Genomic DNA, 18,325 nt, shown 5'->3' on the forward strand with positions numbered 1-18,325 from the left:
CGCCATCAGTGAAAGTCTCGACTCCGAACATCCAGACCGGTCAATAGCGGGGTCAGGTCGATCAGGCGCCCGGCGATGACGTGGCGCACGCCGTCCACCCTTTCCAGATGGCCGTCGATGCGCAGCAGTTGCGATTGCACGAGCACGCGGCGTTGGCGCTCGGCCAGGTCGTGCCAGACCACAACGTTGAGCAGGCCGAACTCGTCTTCGAGGGTGACGAAGATGACGCCACTGGCGGTTTGCGGCCGCTGCCGGCCGATCACCAGGCCGGCGACGCTGACGGGGCGGCCGTGTTCGACCGCTTGCAGGTCGTGCGAGCTTTTGCAGCGCAGGGCGCGCAGTTGTTCGCGCAGCAGCGCCAATGGGTGTGGGCCGAGGGTGGTGCCGAGGGTGTCGTAGTCGGTCAGCAGGTTTTCGCCCACCGAGGGTTCGGGCAGGTTCAATGCGGTTTCCGGTGTGGCTGCGATGCCAGCGAACAGCGGCAATTGCGCCTCCACGCCGGCCACGGCCCAGCGTGCCTGATGGCGGTGGCCGACCAGGCTGGCGAGAGCGCCGGCGTCGGCCAGGCGCTCGCGGGCGGGGCCATCCAGCCGGGCGCGTAGGCAAAGGTCTTCGACAGAGCTGAAGGGCGCAGCCTGGCGCGCCGTTTCTATGCGTCGGGCATCGTCCTCACGCAGGCCACGGATCATCTTCAGCCCCAGGCGGATGGCTGGCTGCTTGCCGCCGCTGGCTTCGAGGCTGCAATCCCAGTCGCTGTGGCACACGTCCACCGGATGCACCTGGATACCATGACGCCGGGCGTCCTGCAGCACCTGATCCGGGCTGTAGAAACCCATGGGCCAGCTATTGACCAGGGCGCAGGCATAGGCAGCCGGTTCGTGGCATTTCAGCCAGCAACTGGCGTAGGCCAGCAGGGCGAAGCTGGCAGCATGGGATTCGGGGAAGCCATAGCTGCCGAAGCCTTCGATCTGCCGGAAGATGCGCTCGGTGAAGTCGAGCGTGTAGCCCTTTTCCAGCATGCGCGAGGTCAGGCGTTGGCGATGCGGTTCGAGCCCACCATGGCGCTTCCAGGCGGCCATGCTGCGGCGCAGTTCGTCGGCCTCGCCGGGGGTGTAGTCGGCGGCGACGATGGCCAGCTCCATCACCTGTTCCTGAAACAGCGGCACGCCCAGGGTGCGCTCGAACACCGGTTTCAGTTCCTCCGAGGGGAAGTCGACGGGTTCTTCGCCGTTACGCCGACGCAGGTAGGGATGCACCATGTCGCCCTGGATCGGCCCGGGGCGGACGATGGCGACCTGGATCACCAGGTCGTAGAAGGTCTGCGGGCGCAGGCGCGGGAGCATGGCCATCTGCGCGCGGGATTCGATCTGGAAGGCGCCGATGGTGTCGGCACGGCTGATCATGGCGTAAGTGGCGCGGTCTTCGGCAGGTATTGTGGCCAGCGTCCAGCGCGTGCCACGGTAGCGCTCGATCAGGGCGAAGCAGCGGCGCAGCGCGCTGAGCATGCCGAGGGCGAGCACGTCGACCTTGAGCAGGCCGACCAGATCCAGGTCGTCCTTGTCCCACTGGATGACGGTGCGCTCGGCCATGCTGGCATTCTCCACCGGCACCAGGGTGTCGAGGGCGTGTTCGGACACCACGAAGCCCCCCGGATGCTGCGACAGGTGGCGAGGAAAGCCGATCAGCTCGCCGGTCAGCACCAGCACCCGGTGCAGCAGCGGGTTGTGCGGATCGAAGCCGGCCTCCTGCAGGCGCTCGGCCGAAGGCGGCTCGTTGCTCCAGCGGCCGCAGCATTCGGCCAGTGCATTGACCTGGTCGGGTGGCAGGCCGAGCGCCTTGGCCACATCGCGCACCGCACCGGCGCCGTGGTAGGTGTTGACCACGGCGGTCAGCGCCGCGCGGTTGCGGCCATAACGGCGGAACACGTACTGGATGACTTCCTCGCGGCGCTCGTGCTCGAAGTCCACATCGATGTCCGGCGGCTCGTTGCGCTCGCGGGAGAGAAAGCGCTCGAACAGCAGGCGGTTGTGGGTGGGGTCGAGTTCGGTGATGCCGAGTACGAAGCACACCGCCGAGTTGGCGGCCGAGCCTCGCCCCTGGCAGAGGATGCCCTGCTCGCGGGCGAAGTGGACGATGTCGTGAACGGTGAGAAAGTAGCTCTCGTAGCGCAGTTCGGCGATCAGGCTCAGCTCATGTTCCAGCTGTGCGCGTGCCCGTGCGGGGATGTTCGCAGACCAGCGCCAGCGTGCGCCTTGTTCCACCAGATGGCGCAGCCAGGAGGTGGCATCGTGGCCCGCCGGTACCAGTTCATGGGGGTACTCGTACTGCAGTTGCTCGAGATCGAAGCGGCAACGCTCGGCGATGCGCAGGGTTTCTTCGAGCAGGTGTGCGGGATACAGCTCGGCCAGTTCTTCGCGGCGGCGCAGGTGACGCTCGCCATTGGCGAACAGGTAGGCGCCGGCATCGGCCACAGGCAGGTGCTGGCGGATGGCGGTCATGCAGTCCTGCAGGGCGCGGCGGCCACGGGCATGCATGTGCACGTCGCCACAGGCCACGGCGGGCAGCTCACAGCTCTGGGCCAGCTCGAGCAGTCGCTGCAGGCGGGTGCTGTCGTCGCCACCACGGTGCAACTCCACGCCCAGCCACAGGCGCTGGGCAAAACGGCTGCGCAGCCAGGGCAAGGGTTGCACATCCTGCGCATCCAACCAGATCGCCAGCAGCCCATCGAGCGGCCTCTCGAAGTCATCACGCAGCAGACGATAGCGGCCTTTCGCGGCGCGCCTTCGGGCACAGGTGATCAGGCCGCACAGCGCCTGGTAGCCCGCCAGGTTCTCCACCAGCAGCACCAGCTTGGGGCCGTCTTCGAGCTGCACCTCGCTGCCGACGATCAGGGCGACGCTGCTTTCTTTGGCGGCCTGCCAGGCGCGCACGATACCGGCCAGGGTGCATTCGTCGGTAATGGCCAGGGCGTGGTAACCGAGGCGGGCGGCGCGCTCGAACAGCTCCTCGGCGCTGGAGGCGCCGCGCTGGAAGCTGAAGTTCGACAGGCAGTGCAGTTCGGCGTAGTGGTTCATGCGAACCAGCCGTGCAGCAGCAACGGCCCGCTGCTGCCGACCGGGCGAAAGGCCCAGCCGCGCTGGCCGTTGCGGGTTTCCACCAGGTAGTAGTCGCGGCGTACGTCTTCACCATCCCACCAACCGGACTCGATCCGCTCCGGGCCGCCGAGGATGCGCAGGGACGCTTCGTACAAGGGCAGCGGTTCGGCCAGCAGCCAGCCGGGGCGCGGGCCGCTGGCGGGGAGGGCGCTGGATGTCGGCTGCTGCGTCCAGGCGCGTTCGGGGCGGTGGTCGGCGTGCGCGCCCAGCCCGTGCACGGCCTCGTCACCCAGGCGGGCACGCAGGCGTTCGCGTAATTGCTCCCAGGGCTGATTCTGCTGGGGGCGTTCGTCGAAGAGCGGCTGATGCTGCGGGGTGAAGGCGGGTAGCTCGCGGGCCACCAGGCGCACGGCCAGCACCGGGGCCGGCAGTTGCTGATGTTCCAGGCGGCCACGGGTCAGCTCGAAGAGCATGCCGGGGTCGCGCTCGGCACTGAGCAGGCCGATGGACACCTGAGTTTCGCTGCCATTGCGGTGTTCCAGATGCAGGGCGAAGCGCTGCACGCCGCTGTCACGGCCGGCCAGGTAGGCGGCGAGGTCGGCGGTCAGGCGGCGCAGCGGGAAGAGCAGGGCCTGGTGCGATGCCACCTCGAAGTTCAGTTCGAGGCGGGTGTCGAAGATATCCGGCGGTGTGTAGAAATCCAGGGCTAGCGGGCGGCGACCGAGCAGGGTGTCGAGCTGCACCAGCACCTCGGCGGGGAAGCGCCTGGCCAGGCTGTCGCGCGGCAGCTCCCAGAGTTGTCTGAGCTGGTGCAGGCCCATGCGGGCAAAGGCCGTGCTCGCAGCAGGGCTGAGGCCGAGCCGATCTACCGGCAACCTAGCCAGCTGGTGCTGCAGCTCGTGGGCATCCTTTGCCAGCAGGCCGTCACCGACATTGACCAGCACGCGCGCCGCCGCCGGGTTGGGGGCGGCGGCGATGCGGTGCTGAAAGCCCAGGGCGACAAGCTCTTCGCGCAGGCGCGCCTCGAAGCGTGGCCAGGGGCCGAACAGGCCCAGGCTGGAGTGCACCTCCAGCAGCAGGCAGCGTGGATAGTACAGGCTGACCTGGGCGCTGAAGGCATAGGCCCAGGCTGCCAGGAAACGGTGCCAGCGCTCGATCTGCCCGAGGTCGTACTCGGCAGTGGCGAAGCTGCGCGTCAGCGCTTGCGCGGCGGTCAGCGACAGGCCGGGCTTGAGGCCGAGCGCGCGTGCGGCCGGGTTGACCGCCTGCAGCACGCGGCGTTGCGGCGTGCCGCTGAGCAGGGCCAGGGGCTCGGCGTCATCGCTGCGCTGGCGCAGCACGCCGTCCATGGCCAGTTGCGGCAGCAGGATGCAGGCCCAGAGCATCTGCGCCTCAGTGCCACGGCGCGGCGATGGGCCGTGCAGGCGCGAGGCCGCCACGGCACTTGAGTACACGGATGCACCTCGGCTGGCTCTCCAGCGCCAGGCGCAATGCCGCGGGCGAGGGGTTCGCTGCTGCTTCCAGCGGGCGATAGGCGAAGGCCAGGGTGTGCCCGGTCGCGGCAGCCACCTGCAGGCGACGCAGCGAGCGGTCATCGGCCTGATGCAACCAGCACAGCACGGCGCCACAACTGCCTGAGCGCAGGCATTGCTCGGCGGCCCAGAGCGCTTCGCGTGGTTGTGCATCAATGATGTTCAGGTGACGCAGATCGATACCGGCATCCAGCCAGGCGGGAGCATAGGGCAGATGGGGCGGGGCCACCAGCACCACCCGTTCGCCCGCTTGGGTGAGGCGCGCCAGGGTTGGCCATAGCAGGCGCAGTTCGCCAATGCCAATGGCCGCCGTCAACACTTCGCTGAGCGCCGCGGGCGGCCAACCGCCGCCCGGCAGTGCGGCATCCAGCGCGACATGGCCAGTCGATGAGCTGGAGATGGCAGGGGCGGAAACGACCTGCCCACGCCAGACACGGCGGGCATCGAGCAGGCGGTCAAGGGCAACCACGGATGACATGCTGGCGGAGCACCGAAAATACTGTATGCATGAACAGTATTTGCTTTCGGCTGGCCAGGGTCAAGTCACGGCTGAGGGCGCGCTTGCTCGCATGTGGGTGAGTTGGTGTGTGGGATGGCGAGGCGCCGGGTTCAGGCTGTCGCCAGTTTGACCCGGTTGCGTCCAGCCGCCTTGCTGGCATAGAGCGCAGCGTCGGCGCGGGCGATGGTATGGCTGAGCGGTTGCCGGGCATGGTGCTGGCTGACGCCGAGCGACAGGGTCACGCTGAGGGGGCTGCCATTGCAATCGATCCGTAAGGCCTGAACGGCCTCGCGAATGCGCTCGGCGCTGGCTGCCGCCTGTTCGAGGTCGGTATGCGGCAGCAGCGCGAGAAACTCTTCGCCACCCCAACGGCCGATGGCGTCCTGTTTACGCATCGAATCCTTGAGCAGATGGCTCACCGCCTTGAGCACCTGGTCGCCCACCTCGTGCCCATGGGCGTCGTTGATCGCCTTGAAGTGGTCGATGTCCATCAGCATCAGGGTCAATTCGGTTCGCTGCTGCAGCGCCTGCTCGGCCAGGCTGAGCAGGTGGCGGCGGTTGAACAGCTCGGTCAGTGGATCGGTGGTGGCGATGAGCGCCAGTTCCTTGTGTGCGCGCATCACCGTGACCACATGAAACAGTGCCAGGTAGCTGAACATGCAGAACACCACCGTCAGGTTGAAGATGTGCACGGCCAACAGGGCGTGGGACGAGATCGGCTGCAACGGCGGCAGGTACCACATCAGCACGTCCAGCCCCACGTAGTAGGCCCACAGGCAGATGGCGAAAATCCAGGCAATGCGCGCGCGCATGCTGACGAACAGTGCCGGGATGAACAACAACAGGTAGTAGTGAAAACCACTCTCCCAGCCCACCATCAGGGTTCCCAGGCCCGCATGCGCCGTCACTTCGATACGGATCAGCATTATCGCCAGATGATTGCGCCGCTGTTTGAGGGCGCGATAGGCATAGATGTAGATGGCCACGCTGAGCACGTTCACCCAGCCGAGGATGGGGGAGTCCAGGCTGAGGAAGATGACCAGAAAGGCGAAATGCACCCAGGCTGCCAGTTGGCAACTGCGCATGGCCAATTGCCAGATCTCGGGGCGGCCCTCTTGTCTGTGAGGTTTGGATCGGGTCATCACGGAGGGCTTCCTGGCCTTTGGTGCAGTAGATGATGGCTAAACGCTATCACGTCTGGGCTATATCGGACTACGAGGGGCTTTGCCCTGAGTCTAGGGGCTTTTGAGGTTTCGGCGTGATCGAGCGAAACGGCAACGGATCCTGGCAGTTCAGACGCTCACCCATCGCTGCCGGGCCCAGCCACTCAAGCCATCCACCGCCAGCACCAACGAAGCCGAGCATGCTGGCCATGCGGATGTTGTTTTCCCAGCGCTACAGGCTGTAGGCGATCAGGCGGCCGCCGTCTTTGTCGAGAATGGCAACAGGTTTGCGTATGAGTATCTCAGCGCCCGGGTTTTCCGGGAGAAGGGCCAGATAATCGAGCGACAGAAGGGCTTGCTCGACAAGTTACCAATGGTAAGTTACTTTTGGTAGGTAATGCTCGCTCTTGCCTGTGGCTGCGCGAGCCGCTCACCTGACAACCGGAGTACATGTCATGCATAGCCTGATCGTGGTCGCCCATCCCAATCCCGATTCACTCACCCACGCCATTGCTCAGAGCATCGCTCAGGGCATCAGAGCTGCAGGTTCAGAGCACAGCAGCGAATTGGCCGACCTGGCTGCCGAGGGGTTCGACCCGCGTTTCACCCTGGCAGACCAGGCGCTGTTCATGGAGCGGGCCGCGCCGCCTGCCGATGTCGCAGCCGAGCAGGCACGACTGGATCGTGCCGACGCCCTGGTCATCGTCTATCCGATCTACTGGTGGTCTTTTCCTGCCTTGCTCAAGGGCTGGATCGATCGTGTGTTTACCCAGGGCTGGGCCTATGAGGCCAGCGACAGCGGCAAGGTGGTGAAGAAGCTGCAGCGTCTGCCGATCCATCTGGTCGCCGTGGGAGGCGCCGATGAGGGCACCTTCACCCGACACGGCTACGCCGCCGCCATGAAGACCCAGATCGACCATGGCATCTTCGACTACTGCGGCGCGCCCGTGCGCAGCTCCTCCCTGCTGCTGGCCTCGGATGCCGGTTACCCGGCCGCTCAACTGGAGAGGGCGTTTGAAATCGGTGCTCGGGTCTTCGCTTCCCAGCGCTGAGGCACAGTGGGACAATCCGCCTCATGACCTCGCCGACTTCAGTGCCTTCGCGCCGACGCCTGACCAGAGAAGCCCGCACCCGCCAGTTGCTGGACACCTCGTGGGCGCTGATCGGTGAGGAGGGCACGGATGCCCTTACGCTCGGGCGCCTGGCCGAGGCGGCGGGCATCACCAAACCGGTGGTCTACGATCATTTCGGTACCCGCAATGGCCTGCTGGCCGCGCTCTACGAAGACTACGACCTGCGGCAGACAGCGCTCTTCGATGCCGCTGTCGCCGCCGCCAAACCCACCTTGCAGGACAAGGCGGGCGTCATCGCCTGCGCCTATGTCGATTGTGTGCTGACGCAGGGCCGCGAGATTCAGGGCGTGCTGGCTGCACTGAGCGGTTCGCCGGAACTGGCAGCGGTCAAGCGCCAGTACCAGGAGGCCTTCATCGACAAGTGCGCCGGAATCTTCGCGCCGTTCGCCGGGCCTGAAGGCGTTTCGCGCGCCAGCCTGTGGGCGATGCTCGGCGCCGCCGACGCCCTGTCGGATGCGGCAGTGGTGGGGGATATAACGCAGGTGCAGGCAAAGGAGGAACTGCGGCAGACCATCCTGGCAATGGTGCAGCGCAGCCAGTGAGCGCCAGGCCGAAGCGGGGCGCTGGCCTGGCTCGAACAAACGGCCTGATCCGGCAATTTCGAGTCCCCGGTAGGTGTTGCGCTCAGTTTTTTGCCGCCGCCAATCCTAAAGGCTGAATCTTCTAGCTCCAATCTTTCCCCAAGAATCTTCGGCCCATCAATGAAATTACATACAGATTTATCGAATACTAGCCAGTCCTTAAACTCGAAGTCATTAATCGATATGGATAAGTGTCCAGTTTTTGAATTTGCGCTGCTAATATATTTATTGGGTGGCTTCATCGCCAATGCGGCAAGCTCTGAAAAGTCGGTATTTTTTATTGCAACCTCAAGACTGCATTCAAAGACCATCTTGGGCGCCTTGTAAAACTAGCACATTGGAAGTTCAGGCTTTGGGCAGTCGAATATTGTTGGATACACCTCGCAGGCCCGATCAAAGCTAGGGGGAGGGCTAGGTAATTAGCTTTTGGGCTCTCTGAATATTTTTCTTGGCCATTTCATATATATCCTCATGCTGAGGGTGCACTCTTTCGTAATGTTCGATAGCCTTTTTGTGTTCGCCTATATCGAAATAGGCATTTCCCAGGTTGTAGTTTAATGTTGAGCTGTCAGGTTTATGCTTCAGGCCGGCGATTAGATATACGATTGATTTGTCAGGCATATCCATCGCTGAATAAGAATTGGCCAAGGCGCAGCAAGCTTCAATGTCATCTTCTCGGCTTTCTAGTGATTTCTTAAATGAGTGTATTGCCATTTCATAATTGGATTGCTTGAAGAATATATCCCCGACAATGTACCAGGCATGATTTTCATCGTTCTGGAAGTCTCTTCGTATGGTGCCCTTGGCTTTGTTATATATTTTTCCAAGAGCATCCTCATACCTTTTCTTGCGTAATAAGTCATGGATCTCTATGAACGGATCATGCATCGTTGTCACCTGCTAACAATTTTGGTCTTCACCGTATGGCCAATTTGGATTGCAAAGGGTAGGAATGACCAAGCATGGGTCAAGCATGAATGGTATTGGCATTCTAAATCTAATACCGCCTTTAGGGCGCCTTGAGTGCTCTTCTCCATCGGGATGGCCAATATTTCGCTCTCGTTCGCCGCTGGGTTTTCGTTCGTCCGCACCCTTTCTTTTGTTAGGGTTCTCGGGTTTCTGGTACTTGCCCTTTGCAAGCCCCGCAAGATCATAGAAGTTAATCGGGTTGTTGTCTGTATAGATATACAGCTTGTTCAGGCCGCTCTGTTTGGGGGAATCGTCAACTAATCCTAACTCTACTGCTAGCGCTAGATCTGGATCATCAAAGTCATATGTCAGGCCCGCAGGATCACTCTCCACATAGCGCCCAGTCTCGGGGTCGTAATCGCGGAAGTAGTTGTAGTGCAGCCCACTTTCCTGATCGTAGTACTGCCCCGGAAAGCGCAGGTTGAGGGTCAGGCTGCCGGTGGCCTGGCCGACGCCGAAGGCGTCGGAGACCCAGCTCCAGATGGGCTGCTGGTTTTGGTCAGTTGCGACGCGAGGTGTGCCGAGGTGATCGGTATGCAGGTAGAACGGGGTGCTCGATGCAACGCTGCCGTCAGGGGCGTAGCTGACGTTGATGCCCGCTATCGGCATTTCGTCCAGCCAGATATAGAACTGGCTGCCTTGCCGTTGTCCGGCCGCGCTGAGCAAGCGTTCCTCCAACAATTGGCCATCCGGGCCATAGAGGAAGAGGGTCATACCGCTCGCGGTGAGCTTGTGCGTGCGTTGGCCCAGGGTGTTGTAGCGGTATTCGGCCACCGGGGTGCCGCCGATCTTGACCCGTACGAGCCGATTCTGCTGATCGTATTCCAGTTGCCGATCCGGGCGATCCTGGGTCAGGTTGCCGGTGGCATCGCTGGTGACCGAGGTGCCGCCCATTGTTGTGAGTCGGTTGCTGTTGGCCGCATAGCCGAGTTCGGTGGTGGTGCTCGCTTGCGGGCTGCCATCGACAATGGGGGTGGCCGTTTTACTCAGGCGATTCCCGACCGCGTCATAGGCATAGCTCTGCTGCAGGTCGGCGCGTTGTTCCGAGGTGAGGCGGTCGAGGGCGTCGTAGCCGTAGCTGAGATTGCCGAGCAGGCTGCTTTGCAGGGTTTCGATATTGCTGTTGGCGTCGTAGCCGTAGGCGCTTGTCCAGGTGGCGACCTGCTGTTGAGTCAAACGGTAATCCTGGTCGTAGCTTCTCGACAGGCTCAGGCCGTTGGCCCAGGTCAGGCTCTTCAAGGGGCCGAAAGGCAGGTACTGGATCTGGCTGGCCAGGGCCGTGGGCGTGCCTTCACCGACTTGCAGTTGCACCTGGCTGACCTGCCCGGCGCCATTGCGGGTGTAGTGGATGCTGAAACCCAGCGGGTAGTCGATCCGTGTGAGCTGGTTGGCGCCATCGTAGGCGTAGCCCAGGCTGTCGTACTGATCGCCGCCTGCCACGGCGATCGAACGCAATTGGCCGGTCAGGTTGCCACGGGCATCGTAGTGGTAACCGATAACGCCGCTGGCATCCTGAATGGCTGTCAGCCGGCCCACGCCATGATTGCCGTCGGCTGTCATGTCGTAATGGTACTGGACGTTAAGAGCCGGATTGGCGGGGTACTGACGACCCGTCAGGCGGTTGAGCGCATCGTAGGTGTAGGTGGTGACCACACCACGCGCGTCGGTCTTGCTGATGACATTGCCAGCGGCATCGTGGGCGTAGGTGGTGGTGCCGCTGTCGGGGCTGATCAGTTGGGTCAGGTTGCCCAGGCCGTCATAGACGTACTGCGTGGTGACGCCACGCGGATCCTGCACCTGGGTCAGGTTGTCCTGCGCGTCATAGCCGAGTTGCGTCACCCCATTGAGTGGATCGGTGCTCGCGACGAGACGATCAAGGGCATCGAAGCTGCTGGTGGTGCTGTGCTGCTTGGGCGTCTGGCTCAGGGTCGGGTTGTCATTGAGGTCATAGCCGTAGCGATGGACTTGCCCGCCTGCCCCGACGCTGCGCAGCAAACGCCCCAGCTCATCGTAGACCCAGCTTTGCTGCTGGGTGAGGTTGTTGCTGGCATCGCGCAGGCGCTGGGCCGTGCGATTGCCCATGGCGTCGTAGTCGTACTCGACCTTTTCCCCGAGGTTATTGCTTATTGCGACCAGACGCCGGGCGGCACTCCAGGTGTAGGCCAGCCAACTGCCATCGCCGCGGGTGACCTGGGTGATCTGGCCGATGGCATCGTGCTCGAAACTGGTGGTGCTGCCAGCGGTGCTGATGGACGCGAGCCAACCCTGAGGGGTATAGCTCAGCGTGGTGGTCACGCCATTGGCGTCCACCAGGGTTTGGGGGTTGCCGTAGGCGTCGAAATTCGAGAGCTGAGTGACATGACCGAGGGCATTGGTCACCGTGGTCAGATGGCCCTGGGCGTCATAGGCGTAGGTGGTGATGTCCGCGACATCCGTGCGCGGGCCGTCGGCGCTTTCCACCAGGCCCAGGCTGTTGTAGGTGTAGCTCCAGGTGCGTGCCGCCGCCTGAGTGCCGGTGGCGACCAGCGTGGCAGCCAGGGCCAGTGACAGCAGGCTGACGCGATGCGAAATATTCATGGTGCAGTTCCTTCTGTGCTCAGCGCGGGGTCACGGACTGGCTGATTTGTCGTCCTTGGGCGTCGTAGGTGTACTGGGTGATGCGATCCGGCTCGGTGACCTTCACCGGCAGGAAGAAGTCGGCATGCCAGTCGGTGGTGATGGTGCGCGCCTGCGGCGTTCCAGATGCCTCGGTGCGGGAAACCTCCAGACCCCGGTCGTTGTAGGCGTAGGTGGTGAGATTGCCCTTGTTGTCGGTCTTGGTCTTGAGCAGGCCGCGATCGTTGTAGGTGAAGGTGGAGTTGCTGCTGGGGCAGTTCGCTGAGGGTTCCCCATCGATGGCAGCAATTTTCTTGACGCCTTGAATCACTGCGAAATGGTAGGTTGTATTTTTACCAAGTGGGTTGGTAACGGTCGAGGTGCCATCAGCATTGTATGAAATGGTGGTTTTCTCTACATCACCTGACCTTGCGCTGGATGTCGCCCTGCCAAATTGGTCATATGTCCAGGTGACATAACGATCTCCGTTTTCATCGGTAATGCCTGTTAGAAAGCGCGGGAAGGACAGGTCTTCATAATGGAATGTTCGATTCGTAGTGGAACCGCTGATTGTTCTGGATGTTGTTTGCAGTCGCCCTTGTGCATCATGGTTGTAAACGATCGATACGTTGCTCGCAGTCAGTGTCAAAGGTTGTAGTTTCGCGTCTGACGTGAAAGTAAGCGTTTCGCCTGTGTCGGATGTGACAACTGTTTCCGACGCGCTGTGATTGAGCGATATCGAACGGCCGTTGGCGTCTTGTTGAGAAACCATTTTGCCCAGGTTGTCGAAGGTATAAGTCATCTGGCTTGTTGAGGTGTAGCGCCATCCCGCTCCTTCGGCTACCAGTGTGCCAAACTCATCGCTGGGGGCGGTAATGGTCGTCCCTGATCGAGCGAATAACGTTTCTCTGCCATCGGCCTCCACCAGCCGTATTTCGGAGCTTGTGATGACCAGTCTTGTGGACAGGTTATGGCGCCAGTAACCATCCAGGCTGTTATAAATTCTGTCAAAGCGCAGCAGGGGGGAGGAGGAACTAGAGAAGTCGGTTTCGCGCTGGAATTTGTTGCCGATGGTGAGGTTTATCGGGTTTCCAGTGCAGGTATTAGGTGGAGGGGTGCCTTTGTTCTTGGAAAGCGTTACTTCAGGGTCGTACAGGATGGTCATGGAGTCACTGGCCGAGCATGCCCCAACGCTACCTGTTACTGCGAGAACATTAATTCCGGGTCGCAGAGTGACTGGTACGCCTCGGGATTGCAGAAAGGTCACAGCAGCCGTGAATGATCCAGAGTAATTAAAAAAAGGGGTGCCGTTCAGTGTGGCGGTAACGGTGCCGAAGTTTCCGAGCTGGGCACTTGCCCCGCCCTGACCATAAACAGTGATATTGGCGGTTCGTGTAGTCGCCCCATCACTTGGGGAAGTGAAGTTGAGGGTACAGGCTAGCGCTGTACAGGGTGAGATAGCCAATGCCAGAAAAGTGGCTGAAAGTCGCATGCGTCCTTTCTCCGTGCGAGTAAGAGTCCAGTTTTACAAGTGGCTATTTATAGCTGATGCCAGCGCTATTTGCGCTTCTTGAAACGTTTGGAAATGAAGCCTCTCCCAGAGGCCTGTTGGCACGGACTATTGAGGTGGTTCATCTGGCAGAGATGCTGCATTACTGCCGTCATCACTTCATTGTGCGATCGATAAAGCGCAGCCAGCGAACGCCTCAGGCTCACCCACTCACCCATCTCTGCCTGGCCCAGCCGCTCAAGCCATCCACCGCCAGCACCAGCAGGAGCATGGCCAGGATCACCGTGGCGGCCTGGGCTTCCTGGAACAGGCTGAGGCTCATGTAGAGCATCTGCCCCAGGCCGCCAGCGCCAACGAAGCCGAGCACGCTGGCCATGCGGATGTTGTTTTCCCAGCGGTATAGGCTGTAGGCGATCAGTTGCGGCCAGACGCCGGGCAGGGTGCCGTAGCAGAAGGCGACCAGGCGGCCGCCACCGCTCTCGCGGATGGCGTCGGCCGGCTCGTGTGGGATGTTTTCCAGCGCCTCGGCGAACAGGCGGCCAAGTACGCCGGCGGTGTGCAGGGCCAGGGCCAGGGTGCCGGCGTTGGGGCCGAGGCCGGCGGCCAGCACCATCAGCGCGGCCCAGACCAGCTCCGGGATGGCGCGCAGGGCATTGAGCAGCAGGCGCGTGGCGTGCAGGGCGAGGCCGCCGAAGCGTCCGGCGGCTGGCAGCGCCAGGGCCAGACCGAGGATCGCCGCGAGCAGGGTGCCGATGGCGGACATGGCCAGGGTTTCCAGCGCGCCACGGCCAATGGCCTGCAGGTGCGTGGCGGAGAAGTCCGGCTGCAGAAAGCCGCTGGCGTACTGGCCCATCTGTGCCAGGCTGTCGCCAGCCAGCAGAGAACCGAGGTCGATGCCCAGGTAGAGGAACGAGGCGATCACCGCGCCGAGAATGGCGGCAAGCAGGATCAGGTTGCCGACTCTCATGTCAGCCTCGCGCGCAGCAGGCGGCTGAACTGGTCGGCCAGCAGCACCAGCAGCAGGAAGGTGAGTAGCATGCTGGCCACTTCGCCACCGGCGAACATGCGCAGCGACAGGTCGATCTGCTGGCCCAGGCCGCCGGCACCGACGAAGCCCATCACCACCGAGGCGCGGATGGCGCACTCCCAGCGGTACACGGTGTAGGAGAGCATTTCCCCGGCGGCATTGGGCAGCACGCCGTAGGCGAAGGCGGCCAGGCGGCTGCTGCCGGCACCGAGCAATGCGCGGGCGGGGCGGGCATCCACCGACTCGAAGATTTCCGCATAGACCTTGCCGAGCATGCCGGCGTAGGTGATGGCGATGGCCAGCACCCCGGCGGTGGGGCCGAGGCCGACGGCGCGGACGAACAGCAGCGCCCAGACGATTTCCGGCACGCTGCGCAGGAAGATCAGCAGGCCGCGCACCGGCCAGCGCGCCAGGTTCGCCCACCAGGCCGGGCGACCGCCCCGGTGCACGGCGGACAGCGACAACGCACGGCTGGCCAGCAGTGCGCTGGGTATGGCGATGAGCAGCGCCAGGCTCATGCCGGCGGTGGCGATGGCCAGGGTTTCCAGGGTGGCGCGGCCAAGCAGGGCGAGGAACTCGCCATCGTGCGCGGGCGGCCAGAAGCCGGCGAGGAAGTTGCCCATGGCGCGGGTGTTGTCACCGTCCACCAGCACCGCCAGATCCAGCTCGCTCAGGCGCAGGCCCGGCCACAACAGCAGCAGGGCCAGCACCGTGATCAGCAGGCGTGGCAGGGCGGCGGGGTCGCGTGGGGCGGCGGCGCTCAGCATCGCGGGATATGTACCGGCTGTGGCGGCATGGCAGTGCTGGGCGCGGTCTGCAACTGCTCGTTGGCGTACAACGCATCCAACTGGGCGGGCTGCACGTAACTGGCTGGCAGGTCGAAGGCGATACGCCCGTCGCGAATGCCGATTACCCGGGGAAAATGCGCCAGGGCCAGGTCGACCGCATGCAGGCTGGCCAGCAGGGTCATGCCGCGCTCGGCGGCTTCGCGGTTGAGCACGGCCAGGGTATGACCGGCCAGCACGGGATCCATGGCCGAGACGGGCTCGTCGGCGAGGATCAGCTCCGGTGCCTGGTACAGCACGCGGGCGATGCCGACGCGCTGCAACTGGCCGCCGGAGAGCTGGTCGCAACGCTGGTAGAGCTGCTCACTGATGTCCAGCCGTGCCAAGGCTGCCTGAGCGCCTGCGGCATCCAGTGGATGAAGTAGGTTGAGCAAGCCCTTGAGCAGCGACCACTGGCCGAGCTTGCCGGCCAGCACGGCGGTGACCACGCGCTGGCGTGGCGGCAGCGGCGGCGCCTGATGGATCAGGCCGATGCGTGCACGCAGGCGCTGGCGCTGGCCGGGAGCCAGGCGCCAGGGGTTGAGCTGCAGCAGGTCGATCTCGCCACTCGTGGGTTGCAGGCTGGTGGCCAGCAGGCGCAGCAGGGTGGTCTTGCCGGCGCCAGAGGGGCCGATGATGGCCACCCGTTCGCCGGGTCTTACCTGCAGATCGATGTTGTCCAGCGCGACCTTGCCGTTGGCGTGGGCCAGGCCCACGCCACGCAGGGCAATGCTCACTTCAACAGGCCGGCGGCGCGAGCGGCTTCTTCGATGCCAGCGTAGTTTTCAGGCTTGGTCTCGATGAAGCGGCTGGCGGCCTGCAGGTCGAGAATCGCCTTCTGCTCCGGCTTGGCAGGGTCGAGGGCGAGGAAGGCCGCCTTGATCTTCGCTTGCAGGGCCGGGTCGAGGTTGCCGCGCACCGTCCAGTTGTAGTCGTAGTAGGTGGGGGTGGTGGCGAAGACCTTGACCTTGTTGGTATCGACTTTGCCGGCGTCCACCAGCTTCTGCCACACCGAGGCGTTGAGCACGCCGGCATCGGCCTTGCCGGCCTGCACCCAGGCAGCGGTGGCGTCATGAGCACCGGAGTAGGCCACGCGGCTGAAGAACTCCTCGGGCTTGATGCCGTCCTGCAGCATGAAGTAGCGCGGCATCAGGCTGCCGGAGGTGGAAGACACCGAGCCGAAGGCGAAGGTCTTGCCCTTGAGATCCTGCAGGGATTTCACCGCCGGATCGGAGGTGATGAACTTGCTGGTGAACTCGGCGTCCTGCTCGCGTTGCACCAGCGGCACGGCGTTGCCGGTCTTCAGGCGCGCCTGGACGAAGGTGAAGCCGCCCAGCCAGGCCATGTCGATACGGTCGGCGGCCAGCGCCTCGACCACCGCGGCGTAGTCGGCCACCGGCACGAACTGCACCTTCATGCCCAGCTCCTGTTCCAGATAGGCGCCCAGCGGTTTGAACTTGCGCAGCAGCTCGGTGGGGGCTTCGTCGGGAATGGCCGAGACCTTGAGAACGTCGGCGGCTTGCGCGAATACGGCGGATACGGACAGGGCGATACCGGCGGCGAGCGCCAGGGTTTTCTTGAACATGTCGGATTCTCCGGTTCAATGGCGGGGAAGGCGTGCGGAGTATAGTGGCCCAGCGCCCGCGCTGCAGCACGTAGATCGTAGGGTTAAGATGTCGCCTCGATGCCAACTGCCTGGAGCCGTTCGATGACCGCTACGCTGCCCGCCCTGGCCTTCGCCGGGATCGGCCTGATGGGCCTGCCCATGACCCGCCGTCTGTTCGCCGCCGGCTACCCGCTGACCGTCTGGAACCGCACGCCGGACAAGTGCGCGCCGCTGCTGGCGCAGGGCGCACAGCGGGTGGGAAACCCTGCCGAGCTGTGCCGTGACGCCAGAGTGGTGATGCTCTGCCTGGCCAATACCGAGGTGGTGCGCGAGGTGGTGTTTGGCCCGGGCGGAATCGTCGAGGGCGCGCGGCCTGGGCAGTTGCTGGTGGATTTCTCCAGCCTGGAGCCGGCAGCCACCCGGGAAATGGCCGCCGAGCTGGAGGCGCGCACCGGCATGCGCTGGGTGGATGCGCCGGTGTCTGGCGGCACGCCGGGCGCCGAGGCCGGCACCCTGGCGATCATGGCCGGTGGACGTGAAGAAGATGTAGAGCGCGTGCGACCGATACTGGCGCACCTGGGCCAGCGCCTGACGCGCATGGGTGAAGTGGGCGCCGGGCAGGTGACCAAGGTGTGCAACCAGATGATCGTCGCCTGCAATGCGCTGGTGATCGCAGAAGTGGTGGCACTGGCCGAGCGCGCTGGCGTCGATGCCAGCCTGATCGCTCCGGCATTGGCCGGTGGCTTCGCCGATTCCAAACCCCTGCAGATTCTGGCGCCGCAGATGGCTGCCAGTCAGTTCGAGCCGGTCAAGTGGCATGTGCGCACGCTGCTCAAGGATCTCGATACGGCGGTGAAGCTGGCCCGCGAGCAGGGCGGCGCCACGCCCATGAGTGGCCTGGCCGCGCAACTGATGCGCCTGCACGGCAGTCAGGGCTTTCTCGAGTGCGACCCGGCCACGCTGGTGGAACTGCTGCGGGAGCAATGCCCATGAAGATCGCTGCCAACCTGTCCATGCTGTTCACCGAGCTGCCGCTGCGCGAACGTGTGCTGGCGGCGATGCGTGCCGGGTTTGCGGGGGTGGAAATCCAGTTCCCCTACGAGCTGCCGGCCATCGCCTTGAAGGAGGTGCTGGAGCTCAGTGGCCTGCCCCTGGTGTTGATCAATGTGCCGGCGGGCGACCTGATGAGCGGCGGGCCGGGCCTGGCCAGCGTGCCGGCGCGCCAGGTCGAGTTCGACGCTGCGTTGCAGGAGGCGCTGAGCTATGCGGCCATGGTGCGCCCGGCCTGCGTCAACGTGCTGCCAGGGCGCCTGGCCGAGGGTGTGAGTCGCGAGCAGGCGCTGGATTGCCTGGCCGCCAACCTGCGCAAGAGCGCCGAGGCCTTCGCCGTGCTGGGCATCCGCGTGCTGGTGGAGGCGATCAATCCTCTCGATATGCCAGGTTTTCTGATCAACACGCCGGAGCATCTGGACGAGCTGCTGCGGCGAGTGGATCACCCCAATCTGGCAGCGCAGTACGACCTCTACCACATGGCGCGCCAGGGGTTGGACGTGGCGGCCGGCCTGCGCCTGCTGGCCGGGCGTATCGGCCATGTGCAGTTCGCCGACGTACCGGGGCGCGGCGCGCCAGGCACCGGCGAGCTGGCCTTCGCGCCGTTGTTGGGCGCTCTGCGTGACAGCGGTTACGACGCCTGGCTGGGCGCCGAGTACAAACCAGGAGAGGCAGGCACCCAGGCCAGCCTGGGCTGGTTGGCGCAGTGGCAGCAGCAAGAGACTTAGAGGCGTGTATGCG

15 protein-coding genes and 1 pseudogene are annotated in these 18,325 nt (G+C 63.7%); 4 read left to right on the forward strand and 12 right to left on the reverse strand.

The window, feature by feature from the left end; genetic code table 11:
- Positions 1-5: 5 nt before the first annotated feature.
- The 5 genes and pseudogenes from ACSVIK_RS11870 to ACSVIK_RS11890 all read right to left on the reverse strand — a co-directional run.
- Positions 6-3,074, reverse strand: a complete 3,069-nt coding sequence (locus tag ACSVIK_RS11870; RefSeq protein ID WP_442444522.1) for an error-prone DNA polymerase — start codon at positions 3,072-3,074, stop codon at positions 6-8.
- Entirely contained in the window at positions 3,071-4,480 is a 1,410-nt protein-coding gene (locus tag ACSVIK_RS11875; RefSeq protein ID WP_442444544.1) for a Y-family DNA polymerase, read from the reverse strand. Before ACSVIK_RS11875 ends, ACSVIK_RS11870 begins: the two co-directional genes overlap by 4 nt.
- A 7-nt stretch (positions 4,481-4,487) precedes the next feature.
- Positions 4,488-5,105, reverse strand: coding sequence for a translesion DNA synthesis-associated protein ImuA (gene imuA, locus ACSVIK_RS11880; RefSeq protein ID WP_442444523.1), 618 nt, complete (start codon positions 5,103-5,105; stop codon positions 4,488-4,490).
- Positions 5,106-5,236: 131 nt separating this feature from the next.
- Positions 5,237-6,268, reverse strand: a complete 1,032-nt coding sequence (locus ACSVIK_RS11885) for a GGDEF domain-containing protein (RefSeq protein WP_442444524.1) — start codon at positions 6,266-6,268, stop codon at positions 5,237-5,239.
- A gap of 150 nt (positions 6,269-6,418) precedes the next feature.
- Positions 6,419-6,545 (reverse strand): annotated as a pseudogene (locus tag ACSVIK_RS11890) (phosphonate ABC transporter, permease protein PhnE); the annotation flags it as partial.
- Positions 6,546-6,744: 199 nt separating this feature from the next.
- On the opposite strand from ACSVIK_RS11890, the gene ACSVIK_RS11895 reads away from it, so the two are divergent.
- Both ACSVIK_RS11895 and ACSVIK_RS11900 read left to right on the forward strand, forming a co-directional pair.
- Positions 6,745-7,341: an NAD(P)H-dependent oxidoreductase gene (locus tag ACSVIK_RS11895; RefSeq protein ID WP_442444525.1), complete on the forward strand. Its 597-nt coding sequence runs from the start codon at positions 6,745-6,747 to the stop codon at positions 7,339-7,341.
- Positions 7,342-7,364: 23 nt separating this feature from the next.
- On the forward strand, positions 7,365-7,964 hold the full coding sequence (locus tag ACSVIK_RS11900) for a TetR/AcrR family transcriptional regulator (protein ID WP_442444526.1): 600 nt from the start codon (positions 7,365-7,367) through the stop codon (positions 7,962-7,964).
- 450 nt (positions 7,965-8,414) lie between these two features.
- On the opposite strand, the gene ACSVIK_RS11905 is transcribed toward ACSVIK_RS11900, so the two are convergent.
- From ACSVIK_RS11905 to ACSVIK_RS11935, 7 genes are all read right to left on the reverse strand, one after another.
- A complete protein-coding gene (locus ACSVIK_RS11905; protein ID WP_442444527.1) occupies positions 8,415-8,891 on the reverse strand; it encodes a tetratricopeptide repeat protein in 477 nt (158 codons plus the stop codon).
- A 12-nt stretch (positions 8,892-8,903) separates the two neighbouring features.
- Positions 8,904-11,549, reverse strand: coding sequence for an RHS repeat-associated core domain-containing protein (locus ACSVIK_RS11910; RefSeq protein WP_442444528.1), 2,646 nt, complete (start codon positions 11,547-11,549; stop codon positions 8,904-8,906).
- Between the two features lie 19 nt (positions 11,550-11,568).
- Positions 11,569-12,732, reverse strand: coding sequence for a DUF6531 domain-containing protein (locus tag ACSVIK_RS11915; protein ID WP_442444529.1), 1,164 nt, complete (start codon positions 12,730-12,732; stop codon positions 11,569-11,571).
- 547 nt (positions 12,733-13,279) lie between these two features.
- Entirely contained in the window at positions 13,280-14,044 is a 765-nt protein-coding gene (phnE, locus tag ACSVIK_RS11920; RefSeq protein WP_442444530.1) for a phosphonate ABC transporter, permease protein PhnE, read from the reverse strand.
- Positions 14,041-14,871 carry a PhnE/PtxC family ABC transporter permease gene (locus tag ACSVIK_RS11925; RefSeq protein ID WP_442444531.1) on the reverse strand — a complete coding sequence of 277 codons (831 nt, stop codon included), beginning with the start codon at positions 14,869-14,871 and terminating at the stop codon, positions 14,041-14,043. Before ACSVIK_RS11925 ends, phnE begins: the two co-directional genes overlap by 4 nt.
- Positions 14,865-15,665, reverse strand: coding sequence for a phosphonate ABC transporter ATP-binding protein (locus tag ACSVIK_RS11930; RefSeq protein ID WP_442444532.1), 801 nt, complete (start codon positions 15,663-15,665; stop codon positions 14,865-14,867). Before ACSVIK_RS11930 ends, ACSVIK_RS11925 begins: the two co-directional genes overlap by 7 nt.
- Positions 15,662-16,513 carry a putative selenate ABC transporter substrate-binding protein gene (locus ACSVIK_RS11935; protein ID WP_442444533.1) on the reverse strand — a complete coding sequence of 284 codons (852 nt, stop codon included), beginning with the start codon at positions 16,511-16,513 and terminating at the stop codon, positions 15,662-15,664. Before ACSVIK_RS11935 ends, ACSVIK_RS11930 begins: the two co-directional genes overlap by 4 nt.
- A 123-nt stretch (positions 16,514-16,636) precedes the next feature.
- On the opposite strand from ACSVIK_RS11935, the gene ACSVIK_RS11940 reads away from it, so the two are divergent.
- Both ACSVIK_RS11940 and ACSVIK_RS11945 read left to right on the forward strand, forming a co-directional pair.
- A complete protein-coding gene (locus tag ACSVIK_RS11940) occupies positions 16,637-17,527 on the forward strand; it encodes an NAD(P)-dependent oxidoreductase (protein ID WP_442444534.1) in 891 nt (296 codons plus the stop codon).
- Positions 17,524-18,312 carry a hydroxypyruvate isomerase family protein gene (locus ACSVIK_RS11945; protein ID WP_442444535.1) on the forward strand — a complete coding sequence of 263 codons (789 nt, stop codon included), beginning with the start codon at positions 17,524-17,526 and terminating at the stop codon, positions 18,310-18,312. The genes ACSVIK_RS11940 and ACSVIK_RS11945 overlap by 4 nt, the downstream gene beginning before the upstream one ends.
- Positions 18,313-18,325: the final 13 nt, after the last annotated feature.

Origin of the sequence: Pseudomonas sp. NCHU5216 (assembly GCF_052156495.1) — a bacterium.
Classification (GTDB): Bacteria; Pseudomonadota; Gammaproteobacteria; order Pseudomonadales; family Pseudomonadaceae; genus Aquipseudomonas.